Source organism: Nostoc sp. FACHB-888, from assembly GCF_014696655.1.
Lineage (GTDB): Bacteria > Cyanobacteriota > Cyanobacteriia > Cyanobacteriales > Nostocaceae > Nostoc.
In genome coordinates this window covers 1-18,667 of record NZ_JACJQM010000037.1, presented here as the reverse complement: position 1 = coordinate 18,667, position 18,667 = coordinate 1, and the positions used below count along the sequence as shown (strand labels likewise).

Annotated in this window: 16 protein-coding genes and 3 pseudogenes; 12 read left to right on the top strand and 7 right to left on the bottom strand. The window is 42.3% G+C overall.

Features of this window, described 5'->3' with window-relative positions; all coding sequences use genetic code 11:
- Positions 1 to 223 precede the first annotated feature (223 nt).
- The 5 genes from H6G26_RS21615 (at position 224) to H6G26_RS21595 (ending at position 5,137) form a co-directional block, all read left to right on the top strand.
- Positions 224 to 1,018, top strand: coding sequence for a glutathione S-transferase family protein (locus H6G26_RS21615; protein ID WP_190731210.1), 795 nt, complete (start codon positions 224 to 226; stop codon positions 1,016 to 1,018).
- Positions 1,019 to 1,100: 82 nt separating this feature from the next.
- Complete coding sequence (locus H6G26_RS21610) at positions 1,101 to 2,831, top strand: ATP-binding protein (protein ID WP_190731249.1); 1,731 nt, start codon at positions 1,101 to 1,103, stop codon at positions 2,829 to 2,831.
- Positions 2,832 to 3,375: 544 nt separating this feature from the next.
- The gene (locus tag H6G26_RS21605; RefSeq protein ID WP_190731209.1) at positions 3,376 to 4,359 is read left to right on the top strand and encodes an RNA polymerase sigma factor, RpoD/SigA family; all 984 of its coding nucleotides are present in this window, start codon (positions 3,376 to 3,378) and stop codon (positions 4,357 to 4,359) included.
- A gap of 209 nt (positions 4,360 to 4,568) precedes the next feature.
- Positions 4,569 to 4,838 carry a type II toxin-antitoxin system ParD family antitoxin gene (locus tag H6G26_RS21600; RefSeq protein WP_190731208.1) on the top strand — a complete coding sequence of 90 codons (270 nt, stop codon included), beginning with the start codon at positions 4,569 to 4,571 and terminating at the stop codon, positions 4,836 to 4,838.
- Positions 4,835 to 5,137, top strand: a complete 303-nt coding sequence (locus H6G26_RS21595; protein ID WP_190731207.1) for a type II toxin-antitoxin system RelE/ParE family toxin — start codon at positions 4,835 to 4,837, stop codon at positions 5,135 to 5,137. The genes H6G26_RS21600 and H6G26_RS21595 overlap by 4 nt, the downstream gene beginning before the upstream one ends.
- 45 nt (positions 5,138 to 5,182) lie before the next feature.
- Here the strand turns inward: H6G26_RS21595 and H6G26_RS21590 are convergent.
- Positions 5,183 to 5,823: pseudogene (locus H6G26_RS21590) on the bottom strand (tetratricopeptide repeat-containing protein); the annotation flags it as partial.
- Positions 5,824 to 6,511: 688 nt separating this feature from the next.
- On the opposite strand from H6G26_RS21590, the gene H6G26_RS21585 reads away from it, so the two are divergent.
- Positions 6,512 to 7,213, top strand: coding sequence for a hypothetical protein (locus H6G26_RS21585; protein WP_190731206.1), 702 nt, complete (start codon positions 6,512 to 6,514; stop codon positions 7,211 to 7,213).
- Between the two features lie 8 nt (positions 7,214 to 7,221).
- Here H6G26_RS21585 and cobO read toward each other — a convergent pair whose 3' ends face one another.
- Both cobO and H6G26_RS21575 read right to left on the bottom strand, forming a co-directional pair.
- Positions 7,222 to 7,899 (bottom strand): cob(I)yrinic acid a,c-diamide adenosyltransferase, encoded by a 678-nt coding sequence (gene cobO / locus H6G26_RS21580; RefSeq protein WP_190731205.1) that lies wholly within the window; start codon positions 7,897 to 7,899, stop codon positions 7,222 to 7,224.
- Between the two features lie 481 nt (positions 7,900 to 8,380).
- Positions 8,381 to 9,649, bottom strand: coding sequence for a plasmid pRiA4b ORF-3 family protein (locus tag H6G26_RS21575; RefSeq protein WP_190731204.1), 1,269 nt, complete (start codon positions 9,647 to 9,649; stop codon positions 8,381 to 8,383).
- A gap of 195 nt (positions 9,650 to 9,844) precedes the next feature.
- On the opposite strand from H6G26_RS21575, the gene H6G26_RS21570 reads away from it, so the two are divergent.
- Positions 9,845 to 10,381 (top strand): nucleotidyltransferase family protein, encoded by a 537-nt coding sequence (locus H6G26_RS21570; RefSeq protein WP_190731203.1) that lies wholly within the window; start codon positions 9,845 to 9,847, stop codon positions 10,379 to 10,381.
- 3 nt (positions 10,382 to 10,384) lie between these two features.
- Here the strand turns inward: H6G26_RS21570 and H6G26_RS21565 are convergent, their stop codons facing one another.
- Positions 10,385 to 10,831: a (2Fe-2S) ferredoxin domain-containing protein gene (locus tag H6G26_RS21565; protein ID WP_190731202.1), complete on the bottom strand. Its 447-nt coding sequence runs from the start codon at positions 10,829 to 10,831 to the stop codon at positions 10,385 to 10,387.
- 194 nt (positions 10,832 to 11,025) lie between these two features.
- On the bottom strand, positions 11,026 to 11,706 hold the full coding sequence (locus H6G26_RS21560; protein WP_190731201.1) for a GntR family transcriptional regulator: 681 nt from the start codon (positions 11,704 to 11,706) through the stop codon (positions 11,026 to 11,028).
- Between the two features lie 95 nt (positions 11,707 to 11,801).
- Here H6G26_RS21560 and H6G26_RS21555 point away from each other — a divergent pair, with 95 nt between their 5' ends.
- Complete coding sequence (locus H6G26_RS21555) at positions 11,802 to 13,424, top strand: 2-isopropylmalate synthase (protein WP_347242492.1); 1,623 nt, start codon at positions 11,802 to 11,804, stop codon at positions 13,422 to 13,424.
- A 120-nt stretch (positions 13,425 to 13,544) separates the two neighbouring features.
- Here the strand turns inward: H6G26_RS21555 and H6G26_RS21550 are convergent.
- Positions 13,545 to 14,450: pseudogene (locus H6G26_RS21550) on the bottom strand (LysR substrate-binding domain-containing protein).
- 118 nt (positions 14,451 to 14,568) lie between these two features.
- Between H6G26_RS21550 and H6G26_RS21545 the strand changes: the two are divergent.
- The 4 genes and pseudogenes from H6G26_RS21545 to H6G26_RS21530 all read left to right on the top strand — a co-directional run bounded on the left by H6G26_RS21545 (position 14,569) and on the right by H6G26_RS21530 (position 17,136).
- Entirely contained in the window at positions 14,569 to 14,832 is a 264-nt protein-coding gene (locus tag H6G26_RS21545) for an SDR family NAD(P)-dependent oxidoreductase (RefSeq protein ID WP_242053824.1), read from the top strand.
- Positions 14,833 to 14,894: 62 nt separating this feature from the next.
- Positions 14,895 to 15,752, top strand: coding sequence for an SDR family NAD(P)-dependent oxidoreductase (locus H6G26_RS21540; RefSeq protein ID WP_190731199.1), 858 nt, complete (start codon positions 14,895 to 14,897; stop codon positions 15,750 to 15,752).
- 455 nt (positions 15,753 to 16,207) lie between these two features.
- A pseudogene (locus tag H6G26_RS21535) lies at positions 16,208 to 16,515 on the top strand (KTSC domain-containing protein).
- Positions 16,516 to 16,638: 123 nt separating this feature from the next.
- Positions 16,639 to 17,136: a molybdenum cofactor biosynthesis protein MoaE gene (locus H6G26_RS21530; RefSeq protein WP_190731198.1), complete on the top strand. Its 498-nt coding sequence runs from the start codon at positions 16,639 to 16,641 to the stop codon at positions 17,134 to 17,136.
- A gap of 306 nt (positions 17,137 to 17,442) precedes the next feature.
- Here H6G26_RS21530 and H6G26_RS21525 read toward each other — a convergent pair whose 3' ends face one another.
- A complete protein-coding gene (locus H6G26_RS21525; protein WP_190731197.1) occupies positions 17,443 to 18,426 on the bottom strand; it encodes a PEP-CTERM sorting domain-containing protein in 984 nt (327 codons plus the stop codon).
- Positions 18,427 to 18,667: the final 241 nt, after the last annotated feature.

Genomic DNA, 18,667 nt, shown 5'->3' with positions numbered 1-18,667 from the left:
GAGCGGTTAAATTTGTTTATGTAGGCTCAATTATTTAATTATTTGATATTTTAATCACTCAGAAAATAATATTTTTTTAATCGATAATTTTGCCAAAAATCATATATAAGTTCAATTTTAATGTCAATTAGATTAACTACAAACAACTAATGTAAAGAAAAATTACCTTAACTAAAGATACAATTGTAAAGTTAAGAAGTTGACTAGTTACAAGGTATACAAGATGCTGGAATTATACCAATGGGAACTATCTCAGTACTCAGAGAAAGTACGCCTAATTCTAGATTTTAAAGGACTAGATTATCGCAAAATAGAAGTTACGCCTGGGATTGGACAAGTAGAACTGTTCCGGCTGACTGGTCAAAGACAAGTTCCGGTATTAAAGGATCGGAACAAGTATATTGTGGATTCTACGGAAATAGCTAAGTATTTAGACTTAGAGTATCCCGATCGCCCAATAATACCGCAAGATCCCAAAAAACGGGGTTTAACTTTATTAATAGAAGAATGGGCTGATGAATCCATAGGCATCAAAGGTCGCAAAGCACTATTTGCTGCCATAAGTCAAGACCAAAATTTCCGTAAATCTTTATTACCTACCTCAACACCAGATATATTTAAAAGTTTGGTTGGAGGAGTACCCACTGATTTACTGACAATGTTCGGTTTTGGAGTAGGTTATAGCCCTGATGTTATTCAGTCAGCGATCGCATCCTTAAAACAAGACTTGGAAGCAGTAACGTTATTATTGGCAGATAGTCCTTATTTAACTGGAGATGAACCGACTTTAGCTGACTTAGCAGTAGCTGGCTTATCGATATTGCTCAAGTTCCCCTCTGGTCCCTATCTAGATTTACCAGCTTCTCTCAGAGGTAAAGGATTACCAATCTTTGCAGAGAATATAAATTATGAACCATTCTTTACCTGGCGCGATCGCCTTTATGCCCAATTCCGTAAACCATTAATCAGTACTACTCCACCAACCGGAAGTGCGCCAACTTCGATTCAAATTGATTAGGTAATGGCGCATTGGGCATAAGGCATAGGGCATTGGGGGAGAATAACTAATGACAAATGACAAATGACCAATGACTAATCAGATGAATTCGGTACAGCCATTAGGTTCGGTTATTCAAGGTTCTCTAACTGAAGGCTTAGAAGTACGATTGCATCCCGACATTTCTGTAGAAGATATGCGGGTGGGTAAGTTTCTTGTTGTGCAAGGGATGCGATCGCGCTTTTTTTGTATGCTGACAGATGTAGCATTGGGAGCTGCTAATGCCCGAATTATTGCTAATCCCCCTAGTTGGGAAGACACTTTTTTACGAGATGTTTTAGCCGGAAGTGGAACATACGGTACTATCAACCTCGCGCCGATGTTGATGTTCACTCCCGAAACTGAAGAATCTTTTTCTCCAACAAATGGCAAATCAACAAATCCCTTCCTCCCATCAGTGACGGGTTTGGCTTCATTTGTGCCGCAAACCAGTACTACGATGGAATTGTTGCCTGTTAAAACTATTCCTAGCCACTTTAGTCAAGTTTACGAAGCAAGTGTTGAAGATTTTCGTCGGGTATTTGGTTGGGAAGATGACCCCCAAAGGCGCAATTTTTCCATCGGCAAACCTTTGGATATGGATGTGCCCGTTTGTATTGATTTAAATCGCTTCGTAGAACGGAGTAATGGGGTTTTTGGCAAATCTGGTACAGGGAAATCTTTTCTAACACGGTTACTTTTAGCTGGCGTTATCCGTAAAAGTGCGGCAGTAAACTTAATTTTTGATATGCACTCTGAGTATGGCTGGGAAGCCGTTGCAGAAGGGAAGAACGTAAACACAGTTAAGGGTTTAAAACAACTTTTTCCGAGCAAAGTAGAAGTTTACACCCTCGACCCGGAATCGACAAAGCGCCGGGGGGTGCGTGATGCTCAAGAACTTTATTTGAGTTATGAGCAAATAGAAGTTGAAGATATTAAGTTATGTAGCCGAGATTTAGGACTCTCTGACGCAGCCTTAGATAACGCCAATATTCTATATAGCGAGTTTGGCAAGTCTTGGATTGTCCAGTTGCTGAACATGACTAACGAAGAAATCGAAATGTTCTGCGACGAGAAGCGGGGACACAAAGGCTCGATTATGGCATTACAGCGCAAACTCTTGCGGATGGATAGCTTGAAGTATATGCGAGCCGTTTGCCCCCAGAATTATATTAGTAAAATTGTCCAGTGTCTGGAAGCTGGGAAGAATGTTGTGATAGAATTTGGTTCCCAGTCCAATATGCTCTCTTATATGTTGGTGACGAATATGATCACCCGACGTATCCACGAGCATTACGTCAAGAAAGCAGATAAATTCCTGCAAAGCAAAAATCCTAGCGATCGCCCCACGCCATTGATGATTACCATTGAAGAGGCGCATCGTTTCTTAGACCCAGGAGTAGTACAAAGTACTATCTTTGGGACTATTGCCCGCGAATTGCGGAAATATTTCGTCACACTTTTGGTAGTTGATCAACGTCCATCGGGTATTGATAATGAAGTTATGTCTCAGATTGGGACTCGTATTACTGCTTTGCTGAATGACGAAAAAGACATTGACGCAATTTTTACAGGTGTATCTGGTGGTGGTGGACTGCGATCGGTATTGGCAAAGCTAGACTCTAAGCAACAAGCTTTAATTTTGGGTCATGCTGTTCCTATGCCAGTAGTAGTACGTACCCGTCCTTACGACGCAACTTTTTACGAAGAAATTGGTGAACCAGCCTGGGAAGAAAAACCTGACGCAGAAGTATTCGCTGCTGCTGAACTAGCCAAAGCTGACCTGGGATTCTAGATAGTCATTTGTCAGTTGTCCTATGTCCTTTGCAAATGACTAATGACAAATCCCTAATTCGTAACATCCCTCCATTATCGCGGGAAATTAAGTTCGGTTATCCGGCTAGTTTTGGGCAACAGAAGAAGGGTTTTTAGCGTCACTATAGATATAGTCAGTAATTTCAAGGAAGTTTAATTTTTTTTTGCAAATCGGCAATTTTGAATTATAATTAAAGATTTCATCTTAAAAAACTTTACTATTTGCCTGATTTATCGTACTATAAAGTAAATGGAACTCATATCGACTTCGGATTTGCAGTTGCTATAAGTAACTGCCTAAAAGAAGAATTATCCAAAACAACCAGCGTGCTTATATAAAGATTGAAAATTTAGGGAAGGTAGGGGAACCTATCATTGGGAGTTTACCGTCTGAACAACGGCTAGATCAATTGATAATTACTTTTGATAGCTCCCGATATTTCGTGATAGATGTACTACCTTTCTCCCATCGATTTTAGTAAGAAAACATACATTGTGTTTACGGAGTAGAGGATAACACATCAATGCCTACTGTCAACACCCAAACGGAAAACCTCAATACCAAATTCACGGCTGATATGGTGCGAACCTATCTGCGAGAAATTGGTCGTGTACCACTGCTAACCCGTGAACAAGAGATTGTCTATGGGAAGCAGGTGCAACAAATGATGAAGTTCATCGACGCTAAAGAAGCTTTGGCGAAGAAACTGCACCGCGAACCGGATATGTCAGAGTGGGCTGACCACGTCCAACAGTCGGAAACCGAGATCCAACAAACGGTAGCGCAAGGGAAGCGGGCGAAGCAAAAAATGATCGAAGCGAATTTGCGCTTGGTCGTTGCTATTGCTAAGAAATATCAAAAGCGGAATATGGAGTTTCTGGATTTAATCCAGGAAGGAACACTAGGATTAGAGCGGGGTGTGGAGAAATTTGACCCAATGAGGGGTTATAAGTTCTCAACCTATGCTTACTGGTGGATTCGCCAAGCGATTACTCGTGCGATCGCTCAACAAGGCCGCACCATCCGCTTACCGATCCACATTACCGAAAAACTGAATAAAATCAAAAAAGTGCAGCGCGAGTTGGCTCAAACCTTGGGGCGATCGCCTACTCCAGCCGAAATTGCCAAAGAACTGGAAATAGAACCTGCTCAGATTCGCGAGTACCTGAACATGGCGCGTCAACCAGTATCCTTGGATGTTAAAGTTGGCGACAACCAGGATACCGAGTTGCAAGAAATGCTCGAAGATGACGGCCCATCACCAGAGTATTACACCAACCAGGAATTCTTACGCCAAGACTTGAACAACCTGCTAGCAGAACTAACCCCGCAACAGCGACAAGTTTTAGCCCTGCGCTTTGGTTTAGAAGATGGTAATGAAATGTCATTGGCGAAAGTGGGTGAGAGATTGAATCTCAGCCGTGAACGCGTCCGCCAGTTAGAGCATCAAGCTTTGGCTCATCTGCGTCGCCGTCGTGCCAATGTTAAAGAATACGTTGCTAGTTAAAATGAGAGACGCGAAATGCCGCGTCTTTCCACCACCTTGGTGATGCGCCTCCTGAATTCAGGGGGCTATTTTTTTATGCTGATAACCTAATTACCTTAGGTCGAATGCGATCGCATTGTCACCGGATGCAAGCCCATCATTGAATTACCAAAATCTGGCAAGACTCTAAAATAAAAGCATAAAGGCACATACTATGGTAGATAGTATATATGAATATTTCCTTTACTCCAGAATTAGAGCAATTTATCCAAAGTCAAGTTGCCAGTGGTAAGTATGCCTCCACAGAGGAAGTGATTGTTGCGGGTATTAAACTGCTGGAGGAAACTGAATCTATTTATAAGGGTAGATTTGAAGAATTGCGACGAGAAATTATGGTTGGGGTCGAAGCTTCGGAACGTGGGGAAGTTATTGACGGAGAAACAGTTTTTCATCAACTAGAACAGAAGTTACAGCAACGTCGTCAGCAGACTAGTGAATGAGCAATATTTGTAGATTTACTGCTCCTGCAAGTCGGGATATTGAGAGCATTATTGATTATGTTGCTGACAACAGTAGTTTTGATGCTGCGGAGCGTTTGCTCAATAAAATTAACCAAAAGTGCAGTAATTTAGCAAATTTTCCCAATATGGGACGCAAGCGTAATGAACTTTTACCTTTGTTACGTAGCTTTCCTGTAGATGATTATCTGATTTTTTATCGTGCGATCGCAGGCGGGATTGAAATTTTACGGATAGTTAGCGGTTATCGCAATTTAGATGCACTTTTTGATGAGGAGTAACAACACGCTGCAAAATCTAAACCTACTCAAAATTATAAATAGCCTTTAAGCGCGATCGCACAATAATTTCAGATTTTTACGGATAGTAATTGTGTTGGGATGATTTACCCCTAAACTAAGTTCAGTAATTTCTAAAGCCTTTTGATACAGGGGTTCTGCTTCCAAGTACCGTCCTTGGGAGTCGTAGAGTCCCGCTAGGTTGTTGAGACTTTGTGCGACAGATGGATGTTTTTCACCCAGCAGCTTGCGCCTGAGTGCCAAAGCTTGGATCAAAAGGGGTTCGGCTTCGCTGTATCTGCCTTGGGAGTTGTAGAGTCCCGCTAGGTTGTTGAGACTTTGTGCGACATCTGGATGTTCTTCACCCAGCAGCTTGCGCGTGAGTGCCAAAGCTTGCATGAAAAGGGGTTCGGCTTCGCTGTATCTGCCTTGGGAGTCGTAGAGATACGCTAAGTTATTGAGGCTAGTGGCGACAAATGGATGTTCTTCACCCAGCAGCTTGCGCGTGAGTGCCAAAGCTTGCATGAAAAGGGGTTCGGCTTCACTGTATCTGCCTTGGGAGTCGTAGAGTCCCGCTAGGTTATTGAGGCTAAGGGGACAGATGGATGTTCTTCTCCCAGCAGCCGTTGAAAAAGTGACAAGGCTGTTTTAAACAGTGGTTCTGCTTCCGAGTAACGTCCTTGGGAATGGGAAATCCAAACTGATCGTTTCTGGGTAGAGGGATAATTTTATCCAAACCCCCACAACCCATCAAAATTACAACTTAATTTGGTCACAATATTTACACTATTTCAACCCTTATTCAATCTGACGCACTTTCACGTTTAGGCGCAGTTTCCCTCGATCTACGGAACTACCTGCAAGTGCCAGAATTACTTTGACTGTAAGACTATTACTCATAATCAAGTAAAAAAGTTATCATCAAGACTCAGTACTGAGTTAAGGAGCAATCCTTTTCTATGAAAGCAACAAGGGAGCGATGCCTAGGGCGGGCTACGTCTACGCAGAAATTGGCGTTAGGAAGAAATTATAGCAAAGACAAGGGCTAAACTTGCTGAAAGACCGATGAAATCAGCATTTTTATCACCTGAAAAATCTCAAAGGCAAGATGTCAAAAAATTAAATATTAATTGAGAGCAGTTAATTTATGATTAACCTCACCCGATGGGATGAATCTATTGGATGAAGAATAAATACTCTAAGTGATGGTAATCTAAGGTTATTGAATTCAATTAAATAAAAACTTTAGTTTTTGACAGTTTTCTTTTTTGGACAATAGTAATATAAATCGTTAGCAAAGTCTTTGGCAATTAAGACTTGGTTATGATTTAAGCAAGTTATAGAGAACTTAGTTAGTTTTTTAACAGGAGAAGTAGGGTGCTTAACAACCTTCATCAGTTATTATCTCCCCGTCAGTGGGGAATTTCCCTCGCGGGCTTAGGCTTACTTCTCGGTTTGGGCTTTATAGCCAAGCAGACTCAAGTAGTATCGGTTACAGGTTCTTCATTTTCATCGGCTCAGATTGACAAACCCAGCGAAAACTCTCTTTTGTCGCAGCTAAGAAGAGTTCGAGAGCAGAGAAGTCAACTCAATGCGGCTTCTGGAGATAGAGGTTTTTTTGGTCATAAGAGCGGAAAAACATTACCTACAACCACAGCGTTGGTTCCAGGTTCTCAAGGAGCTACAAAAGGTGCGGAAGTTTTACCAAAAGCGAATTTTCCTGTAAAAGATGGGATTTATCTTTATGGCCAATCCCCAAAATCAAACCAACTAGGTCAAGGTTACATCATATTTCAAAAGCAACAGGGTAAGGTAACTGGTGCATTGTATATGCCCCAATCAGAGTTTAATTGTTTTCAGGGTACACTCAACCCCTCAGGAGAGTTGGCGATGACGGTTAATGGTTCGTCAAATGAAGCCAGTTATCCTCGGTCGAATCAGGTAGCTGCAAGCAATAGACCATCTAAAGTCAGTGAAGATGAGTTCAGCAGTTATGCTTACTCGGTGGCTCTGCAAGACTTTTATCAGTTAAATTCCATTACAGCTAGCGATCGCCGCACGTTACAAATGTGCAAGTAATCTTTAAGTTAATACTCAATTCCTGGTTGCGCTTTAACACCTTGATCGCGGAAAGGATGCTTAACTAGGGTCATTTCGGTTACGAGATCAGCACGTTCAATTAAAGCAGCAGGTGCGCCTCTACCTGTGAGGATTACGTGCTTATCGGCTGGTTTTTGCGCCAACCCGGCTAAAACATCCTCTACTTCTAAGTAAGACATTTTGAGGGCGATATTGATTTCGTCTAATAATACCAGATGAAAGTCTGGGTTGCGAATATATTCTAATGATTTCTCCCATGCGGCGCTAGCTTTATCGAGATCGCGATCGCGGTCTTGAGTTTCCCAGGTGAAGCCTTCGCCCATTGCGTGAAATTCTATCTGGTCTTCCCAATAGCTAAAAACCCTTTTTTCTGAAGGTTCCCAGCTACCTTTGATAAATTGGACGATCGCTACTTTATACCCGTGACCAAGCGATCGTAATACCATCCCCAAAGCCGCAGTGGTTTTACCTTTACCATTACCAGTATTTACAATAATTAATCCTTTTTCAGGTACAGCTTGTGCTATGCGTTGATCCTGCACTTCTTTGCGTCGCTGCATCTTTTTGCGATACTGTTCATCAGTCAGAGATGAAGACATGACTTCATCAATCAAGCGCCCAATTTCTTGGTCTGGGTTTAATTCTTCTGGTGTATCGTTTTTCATTAATCTTGTGTGCAAATAACTGTTAAAACTTTCGAGAATGAACTGAGATTCAGTGTGTTCTCGGATTTTCCTTAAATTACATACTTGAATATGTCCAGTAATATTTTTCTGTAAAATATTGATACCGTGTTAGCTTTTTTAACATCATTGGCAGACAACTAAGTAAAATTCTATGATATACAAACTAAGGTGATAATTTGAGTTCAATATTGCTATTTTAAATAATTTAATAGGTTTTTTAAATGACTTTACTAATAAATTTTTATAAAAAGGCGTCGGGAAAACCCACTCTTTTTAAAGACGGAATGATAAACGCCTTTTTAGGCCGTTAACGGTTGATGGTTAACAGTTAATAGTCTTTCGTGCTATCTCATTCCTTTTTAGGGGTGGGATGAGCTTAACACTTTATTACTTGTTTACAAAGTTACATTAATTTTATCAGGGGTACTTCTTTATAAATCTAGTTACTAAAATAGTATAATTACTGTCCTTCATCTTCTTCATATTCATCCTCACTCCAATACTGTTGAGGTGCATTTCCGTGAACTTCTAAAATCTTTGGTTTTTTAATTTTATTATCAGGCGGATTAATTGCTTCTAACTGCACATCAAATTTCCAGTTGTCGCCAAAATCATAAAGATAAGTCATTTTAGAACCGGGTTCTAAAGACAAGTTACCAATGTGCACTTGATCTGCAAATGGGGGTGTTTCCATGTACGGATGACCGATTTTGATTATACGACCGAAATGGTCTTTATAACTAAACTCATATAAATGGTCGTAGTCAAAATCAAAAGCATCAAGAATTATCTCTGCTAGCCAGCCTAATGGTTTTTTCGCTGGGATAGCAATGCGTCTCCAAGCTTGAAAAATAGACACTTTAAAAATATAAATACCATCAGTGAAGCCTTGCTTTGGAATAAACAAATTATGTTTCCATTCTGGGAAAAATAATTGAAAATGCGACTGTAATTTTCCAAAAGTCACATTAACATCATCCTGTAATTCTCCTCGTATCCCCAGTGGAAATAGTAATTGTAACAGAGCATCACCAAATGGCAAACGTTGTAAGCTAGCAATGCGCCACCCCTTGCCTTCTTGCGGCTTTCCCTGCTTAATAGATAACAACCCAAATAACTCTAAAAGGGCAACATTATGCAGACCGGGGTAATAACTAATATCGTGTTGGTGTTCATATTTAGGAAATTTTAAACCTTTATCTGAGATACGGGGCCAAAGTTGAATGCATCTAAATAAATTTCCGAATGAGTCTTGATGCTCACCCAAAATTTCGTTATTTCCCCAAATCAACCAGGCTTCTAATAAATTGAAATAGCGTTCTGTTAGGTTCAGATTTGACCATGATTCTAAAGCGGCTGCGTCTAATACTAAAATTTGCTTCTTACCTTGAGAGCTAATTTGGGCTATCCCAGAACTGCGTAATAACAGATATAGCCCATTAATGTAGGGGTATGATTTCTGTACGGGACGTTTAAGTTTTGTTTCAATTGGGTGACTTAAGCGAGAATTAAGTTCTGATAGTACTTTCAAGGGTAGAAGGTTATTAACACTACTAACTTCCACTCCATTTGGCTCTAAGAAATCTATCAGGGTTTGAAAATCCCGCAAAATTGTACCGGGTTGATTTTCGTCAATGTTGAGTTCTTGTAGAAGTTGTTGTTGTGACTCTGTTAAGGAAGGCAGTTCAGGATTGAGTGTGCGTTCTAGCCGCGCAAATAAATCTTCCATAAATAAAAATTATAAATTTGAAATTCACAATTTAACCTTCCGTAAAATCCTGTTCTCTTGATACTATGATTCCAGCAGTTACCCTAGTAAACCTTAACCTGCTAAGTGTAACAGTAGGTCTATCAAGACCGTAAGCTTAATGAAATCGGAATGATAATATTTTCACCTTCTAGTTGATAATCCCAAGGATTTTATATGAATAGTAACACTCGTCTACAGATGATTTTAGCTGATACACCTATTGATATAGTATTACCTGCGATCGCTCAACTAAATCTACCTAACTGGTGGTTAGCTGGGGGTGCAGTTAGAAACACTGTTTGGTCTTCAATTTTTGGCCATGAGTGTGGGTTAGGTATTAAAGATTTTGATATTGCATTCTTTGATGTAGAAGGGAACCGTTCTGAAGAACTAGCAGCAAAGGCTACTCTCACAGAACAATTTCCTGATGATCAGTTTGATGTCAAAAATCAAGCTAGTTTTGCTCGGTGGCGGCTTGGTAGCAGAACCTACACTAGTACAGAGGATGGCATCACAGATTGGCTGCACACTGCTACTGCTGTTGGAGTTCGATTAGATACACAAGGTCAATGGCAATTTTTCACTCCCTACGGATTAGATGACCTGTTTGGTGGCATTATTCGAGCTACGCCAGCACATACTCATAACCTAAATGCCCACAATAAAGCTTCTGGGTTTTTACGGAGGTGTCCTTATCTGCGGTTAGCTTAAAAGTTACATTCGATTTTTATTCTGTTTGATGTATGAGTAAAGAAGTTCGCGATGGCTTTGAGGATTTACAATTAAACATGGACTATTACCGCCACTTTCATTATTTACAATAACGACAGTAATACCAGCTTTTGGACAAACTCCTAAACAACTGCTGCTAACTACTCGAAATTCACCCCATAATCCCTCAAATTTCAGATGAGATTTCAACCAATTCTCTAAGTCTTCGGAAGCCGTTGAGCCTAATCGCTCGTTTGTACATTGTGAACACACTAGTACCAAACCAGACTCCCATCGGGGAGAAACGCTGGGAATAGAAGTATCTAACGAGCGAAAATTTGTTAGGGGCGATGTCTGCGGCGGGCTTTGCCTACGCTGCCGAGAATTGGATGCAAAGCTCTTGAGGATACGTTGGAGTAATGTTTTAATACGCTGGATCAGTTTTTTCATGGACGACCCTATTTCTCTGAATAAAAAGACCTCTCCCTGGTTTTACTACGTAAAACCGTCCCTCTCCGAGTCGGAGAGGGAGAGAGTTGAACTAAAGTTCAAGTTATGGAGAGGTTTGTCGAACTTACCTTGAACAGGATAATGTAAATTTCCCGTTTGATCTGTTCTGCTAGATCATCTAGTTCCAACAAGAATCAGCGCTTCTGAGCAATTTGCTGCAAGTATGTAATTAGCTGTTCTCCAGCAGTGTCAATGTGTCGTTTTAGTAATCTAACAGCAGCTTTTGTATCCTGCTTTTGACAAGCATCTAAAAGTTGATAGTGTTCTTTTTGCGATCGCTCTTGGTAATCCATCTGCGCTAATTGTACGCGAACATAGCGATCGCAATTAACGTGTAAAGTTTTAATCATCGCTAGCAATCGAGGACGTTCAGCAGTGGCGTACAGCGTCGCATGAAATTCCCAGTTGAGTTTTGCCAACACACCTGCATCAGTTGCTTGATCTGTCGCTGACAAAATCACAGCAGCTTTTTCTATATCTGTTTCCCTGAACTTGGGTATTGCCAATTGCATCGCTTTCACTTCCAAGGCGCTGCGAATTTCACAAATTTCTTGCGCCTCTTGTGCTGTCAACACCGATACGATCGCACCACGATTTAGATGCAGTGTCACTAATCCTTCTGCTTCTAGCTGCTTCAAGGCTTCGCGCACGGGAATGCGACTAACGCCAAACTGAGTGGCAATTTCATCCTGTCTCAGAGATTGTCCTTCCTGAAAAATGCCCCGGAGAATCGCTTCCTGCAAAGCATCGGCAATTAAATCTGGGGTACTGCGTTGTTGTTGCAGCACATTCGCTGCTAAGTCATTTAAGTTCATATTGAATATTGTATACAAAATCCGAAAGATTGTATACAATATCCAAAGTAAGTTTTTTCAACATCCCTTCAATACCACGGGAGACATTTATGAGCATCGCATCTCAACCAGACCGAGTTATCATCTTCGACACTACGCTACGCGATGGCGAACAGTCACCGGGCGCAACCCTCAATGTAGAAGAAAAATTAGCGATCGCTCATCAACTAGCTCTCCTTGGTGTCGATGTGATTGAAGCCGGTTTTGCCGTCGCTAGTCCGGGAGATTTTCAAGCTGTTAAAACCATTGCGGAACAAGTCGGAATACCCGGTGGGCCAATCATTTGCAGTTTAGCTAGAGCCATTCGCCAAGATATTCACGCCGCCGCCGAAGCCTTGAAGGGCGCGGCTCGTCCCAGAATCCATACAATGATTTCTACCTCTGATATTCACCTGAAATATCAGTTGAAAAAGTCTCGTAGCGAAGTATTAGCGATCGCATCAGAAATGATTGCTTATGCCAAGTCGTTTGTAGACGATGTAGAATTTTCGCCAATGGATGCCAGTCGTACTGAACCAGAGTTTCTTTATGAAGTTTTGGAGATGGCGATCGCAGCAGGTGCAACTACAATTAATATTCCTGATACCGTTGGTTACTGCACACCCAAAGAAATCGGAACTTTGATTCAGGGAATTCGAGAACACGTTCCTAATATCGATGGGGTGATTCTATCCATTCATACCCAAAATGATTTGGGTTTGGCAACAGCTAACGCTTTGGCAGCAATTGAATATGGTGTGCGTCAGGTTGAATGTACCATTAATGGCATTGGAGAACGAGCAGGTAATGCCGCATTGGAAGAAATTGTGATGGCGTTGCAGGTTCGCAAACCATTTTTCAATCCTTATTTTGGTCGTCCAATTGAATCAGATGCACCCCTGACTAATATTAAGACTCAGGAGATTTACAAAACCTCATCCTTGGTTTCCCAATTAACCGGAATGCTGATTCAGCCCAATAAGGCGATCGTGGGAGCAAACGCTTTCGCACATGAGTCTGGTATTCACCAAGATGGGATCATCAAACATCGCCAAACTTATGAAATTATGGAAGCTGCTGCGATCGGTTTGCCAGAAAATCGCATTGTTTTGGGCAAGCACTCTGGACGAAATGCCTTCCGTACCAAGCTTAAGGAATTGGGTTTTGAATTGAATGAGGCGGATTTGAATAAAGCCTTCAATCGATTTAAAGAAGTTGCCGATAAGAAAAAAGAAATCTCAGATTGGGACTTAGAAGCGATCGTTCGAGATGAAATGCAGATTCAAGTAGAAAGTGGCTTTCAAATCGAACATGTCCAGGTAATCTGTGGTGACTGCACTTGTCCAACTGCAACTATCACAATTGTTACCCCCGATGGCAAAATCCTCACTGATGCGAGTGTAGGCACTGGCCCAGTGGATGCAGTGTATCAAGCAATCAATCAATTAGTAGAAATACCCAATCAACTGATTGAGTTTTCCGTCCAATCTGTGACTGGAGGAATTGATGCATTGGGAACAGTTACAGTTCGCTTGAAGCATCAGGAGCGAATATTCTCTGGACAAGCATCTGATACTGATATTGTGGTAGCCGCCGCTTACGCTCATATAAACGCTCTAAATCGCCTTTATCATTACTTGCAAACGCAAACTGAGAGATCCCATTTGTATGAGACAGACTCTGCTGTTGTATCTGGGTAGATTAAGAAACTTGTTATGAAAGAGGATGAACCGACGGCTCCAATGGACATAGGCTGCTTCAGGTTACTGCTGAGACAGTACTTGGAGGCTCCGTCGGTGAGGTGATTGATCTCTAACTGCTCACGTATCATCACGATTTGACTCCCATTGCGTCGTTTTCTGTGCCAAGCTGAGAAATGCTCTGATTACTGGAGAGGAATTATGCTGCCGCCAAGCAAGATAAAGTCCGGTCTTAGGTGTCTGCTCTTGTAAAGGTCTGTAAATGACTCCGCTTCTGTGGAAATTTTGCAAGGAGGCGGGAACGAAAGCGATGCCCAGTCCTGCTGCAACTAAGCCGATGATAGTTTGCATCTGAACTGCCTCCTGAGCGACTTTCGGACGAAATCCAGCTTGTTGACAAATGTTAATAATTTACTCGTAAAAGATGGGTCCCATATTGGCAGGAAATAGGATAAATAATTCATCTGCCAAAGCGGAGAGAGACACTTTGACCTGGGCAGAGAGCGGATGGGTTTGTGGCAACGCCAATACCAATGATTCTTGCAAAACGCATTCCATACTTAGCCCTGGCTCGATGATGGCAGAACGAACAATGCCGACATCAACCTGTTTGTGATGCAGGGCTTGAATTTGTTGAGCAGTCGTCAGTTCATGCAATCGCAGTTCTACAGCAGGAAACTGTTCTCGAAAGACACTTAAAATATCTGGCAGTACGGTATACGTTGCAGATCCGACAAACCCGATCGCCAACCGTCCAACCTCACCCCGCCCTATCCGTTGTGTCACTTTGATCGCCTGTTCGAGTTGCGCTAACACCAGATAGGAGCGCTCTAAAAACACTTTGCCTGCTTCAGTAAGCTGCACTTGCCGCTTCGTTCTCTCAAACAGCTTGACTCCTAGTTCATCTTCCAAACCGCGAATCTGCTGACTGAGCGGGGGTTGGGAAATGTGCAACCGCTTTGCTGCTCGGCTAAAGTGTAGTTCCTCAGCCACCGCGATGAAGTAGTGCAGATGCCGTAGTTCTATCACACTTATATGTCTAACCTATTAATCTTAGTCAAATATATATTGGACAGTCCGATGGCTGTCTCCTATCGTAAGAAATATGAGGCGCGTCTCATCGGTTTTGTATTGGAGAAAACCAATGAACTCAGACAAAAATCGTGTTACTCCTAAAGTTTGGCTAATTACAGGATGCTCAACAGGATTCGGACATGCCCTAGCAGAAGCGGTGTTGAAGAAGGGCGACTACCTGCTTGCTACTGCTCGCGAACCAGAGCAACTTCGCGCATTGATTCAGCACTATCCAGAGAGCGCAAAGGCTGTACGTCTGGATGTAACACTGTCCCAAGAGATACAAGCAGCGGTTGATGCGGCAATTGGTAATAGTTGGGTAGCTAAACTCTGAGCTAGCCATTAGACGGTGCATACGTCCACTAAGATTCAGAATTTAAGTCAGGAGAAAACTAAGTGATTCGACTCGACGATCGAGTAGCTGTTATTACTGGAAGCGGGCGAGGTTTGGGGGAAGCCTATGCCCGCCTGCTTGCGGAAAGAGGAACGCGAGTCGTTATACATGACGCAGGCGTTAACAAAGATGGAACCGGATTCGATCCGAGCGTGGCGGCTGATGCCGCAAGAAGAATTCAAGAAGCAGGCGGGATTGCGTTCCCGAGCGACGTAATCCTCGATAGTAGAGATAACTGCCAAAGTCTAGTGGAGACTACGCTCTTGAAGTTTGGTCGCCTCGACATCTTGGTTCACAATGCGGGATGGGTCGCCTATCAGTCAGTACAAGAACTGACACCTGATTTTCTACAGCGCGCCATCAACATTAATTTAGAGGCACCAATATGGCTGGCTCAAGCTGCCTTTCCGATTATGAAGCGACAAAACTACGGACGGATTGTGCTTACGACTTCGGATAGAGCTATTTATAAGCAATATGCACTCAGTGGTCTCGCTCCTTATGCTATGGGAAAAATGGCACAGATAGGTCTGATGAATGTGCTGGCGGTTGAAGGCAAAGAGCATGGAATTCTCGTTAATGCGATTTCGCCGGTAGCCAAAACGCGGATGTGGAACGTACAAGATGAGCCTCTTGATTTGCGACCCGATCAAGTAGCCCCCGGAGTGTTATATCTCGCTTCTCCAGAATGCCGAGAGTCTGGATTTATATTAAGGGCAAGCAATGGTCAATTCAGAGCCGTGCGCTGGATCGAGCGAGATAACGTGGACTATCCATTAAACCTTGCCGCTGTTGAAAGTTCTACTGCGGAGGATTTGGCTACTCGCTGGCAGGAGATTGCTGCGGATGTTGCGTTTTAAGGACTGGGCTTGTACCTCCATATCGTCTGTAGGGAAACAATCGAAAAAATGCTTCCTCAAAACCCTGAGCCTATTTTATTAACGCAAATTTTTGCCAAGCTCACTTCTTCGGGACGTATTCATCCCATTTCCACAGGCATTGAACCCTTGTAAATTGGCTAAGGTATTGTAAATCTCTCTTCCTTTAAGGAGAGAGACTTTGAATTTTCCCCCTTCCCGACAGGCTACGGGGTTAGGTTTTCATGGATTTTTCCACATAAACGTGAAAAGTCAGAGTAGAGATACGAAAGCACTTCATACCGCAATGCTTTCGCATTTCTACACACCTAAAATTCTCCCTTGGCAAAAAAACTTGACAGCGAAGTGCTTTAATAGTACATTTGTATTATTAAAGCACTTAAGTGTTGCATAAAACTTTAAACTCCCGACTAAGCCAACAGGAGAGTAAAAAATTAATGAAGCTATCTAAGGTAGACTTGAGCAGTTTAGTAGCGATCGCTCACTCTGATGGATATTTGAAGAACAAGCAATCGCTATGTTACTAGTTAGCTCATCAATGGCGATCGCTATAGGCTACGATCGCGACGAACACATTTTGCAAGTTGAGTTTCAAAGTGGAGCTGTTTATCAGTACTTAAGCGTAGACGAGGATACTTGGGAAGATTTACATTCCTCTGACTCAATTGGTAGCTTTTTCAACGAAGAGATTAAAGGTAGATATGGCTGCGATCGTCTAGATCATGCAGATTATACTATTGACTAATAATTGCATATAGGGTTTTCAATACTTATTTTGCCCAAAAGTATTAGTAAGAGCAACTAAACATACACCAGCAGGGTTTTGTTCAGAGACAATAGAAAAAGCCCATATAATACCAACCCAGTTATGACGACTACATTTGCCTCTGCTGTTAAACCAAGAGCCGAAGATAGTTTTGCCATTACCTTTGCACCATTGTCTCTTGAAGAAATCTATGCCAAGTCTGACGATCCAGCTAACGGTGCTGTGGTTGTGATGAGTGGCATGGTTCGCAATCAAACTGATGGTAAGCCAGTAATTGCTCTAGAGTATCAAGCTTACGAACCTATGGCATTGCAGATATTTTATCAAATTGCTGCTGATATTCGCTTATCCATATCTGATGTGAATCGGGTAGTGATTCATCATCGCATTGGACGTTTGCAAGTTGGAGAAATTAGCGTTTTAGTAGCAATAGGTTGTCCTCATCGGAGTGAGGCATTTGAAGCTTGCCAATATGCCATTGATACCCTTAAACATAATGCCCCCATTTGGAAAAAAGAGTGGTATAGCGAGCTAGATGGTAAACTATCTAGCACTTGGGTAAGTATTGGTGCTTGTGAACAGTCAGGAGAAAATTGTTAAAATTCCCGAAGTGGTTGCCTATGCCCGTGTTTCGTCTAGGTAACAGGCAGAAAATTCCGCTGCCTTAGATCAGCCAATAGCTCGTTTTAAGGCGGCAGGAGCACAATTAGTATTAACTACTACTTAATCTGGACGTGAAGGCAAAAAAGACCAATTACCTCTCATCAGACATAACAAAAACCTCACGAGTAAGGTGAGGTTGATTTTTTGAAATTTTGGCATATTCCTTTAGTTTCTCAGTTTTGAGAGAAAATTATAGCGTGGAGATCGCATTGCATCAGCTATGTGCTTTGTTGGTTTACCTTGTTAACTTTGGGGGTTGATAAGAGATTCAGACTGCCGTCTGCGTTTGAGCAGCAGCGAGGTACCCAAAACACCTAGGAGCGCAATACTCAACGATGGCTCTGGTACTGCCTGTGTTTGACGCGATTGGATGTATGTAGATAAACCACTGAGATTATCAGTATTAATCAGATCGACATTAGCATCATAGAGGGGCCCCCAAACACTGGGTGCATCAATAGGCAGATTCCAGAAGCGCAGGATTTTGTTCTCACTATGTACCTGAGCCACGATATTGTCTAGGGCTGCCTTGGTGTCATCAGGGATGGTGCCAAGACCGTCCCAAGCTAGTGAGCCATTAAAGAAAGTGTTCCAGTTACCACTGATTAAGGGGATGAACTCAGGTGCGATGTCTTTGCCTATGTCGTCAGCACGACCATCATAGGCGGCGTAGCGCAAATCCTGAGAGAGCATATAATCTCGTGGTCGATTACCTGAGATGATGACATTAACCGCTCCCTTTTGTGTGTCGTAGCCACCAGAGACGTTTTTGGTGTAAGTAGTGAACAGTCCGGGATTGTCTACTGCATACCTGGTTAGAACATTGTGTAGGCGCTCGTAGGTTGAAACACCCTCACTTTTAATGTCAACCAACAAAAGTAGGGGTGTACCATCGGCGTAAATACCACCGTTGTTTACCTGACTCGCCAAGTTTTGCAATGGTGTCAGGTATAAATCCTCAATCGTTGGCAGTGTCGTGGGTTCAGTCACTGGATCGTGGGCAACGCGCAACTGTGTGCCGTAGAGCCAGATATCAGCCTCAACACTAATGAAACCGTTGTGGAGGGCATCGAAGAGTGGGTACTCGTGTTCATAGTCGTTATGAGCGTGGGTGCGTGGTACAGACTCATAGAGCGGACTTACAACTGTAGTATCGGCATAGGCTTGACCGACATAAGAACTTGCTGCGATGACACCAACAGCCAATGTGCGAATGAGACTTTTCATGGCATATCTTCCCTAAAGTCTCTCTCAAAATAATTGGCTTTTATCTTAGAGCGAGTTAAGCTTTGGTAATCTTTTTATTAAAAAGTTAGGTACTGCCGTAGGCGATCGCATTTCTGGATCTAATCATTGAAATCTTAGATCCCATCTTCCGCACTTCAAAAAGTATTATAAATAATACAAAAATAGTTACTAAGAATATTCATACTATTAAGTATTAATACTGGTAATAGTTATTGGCTGG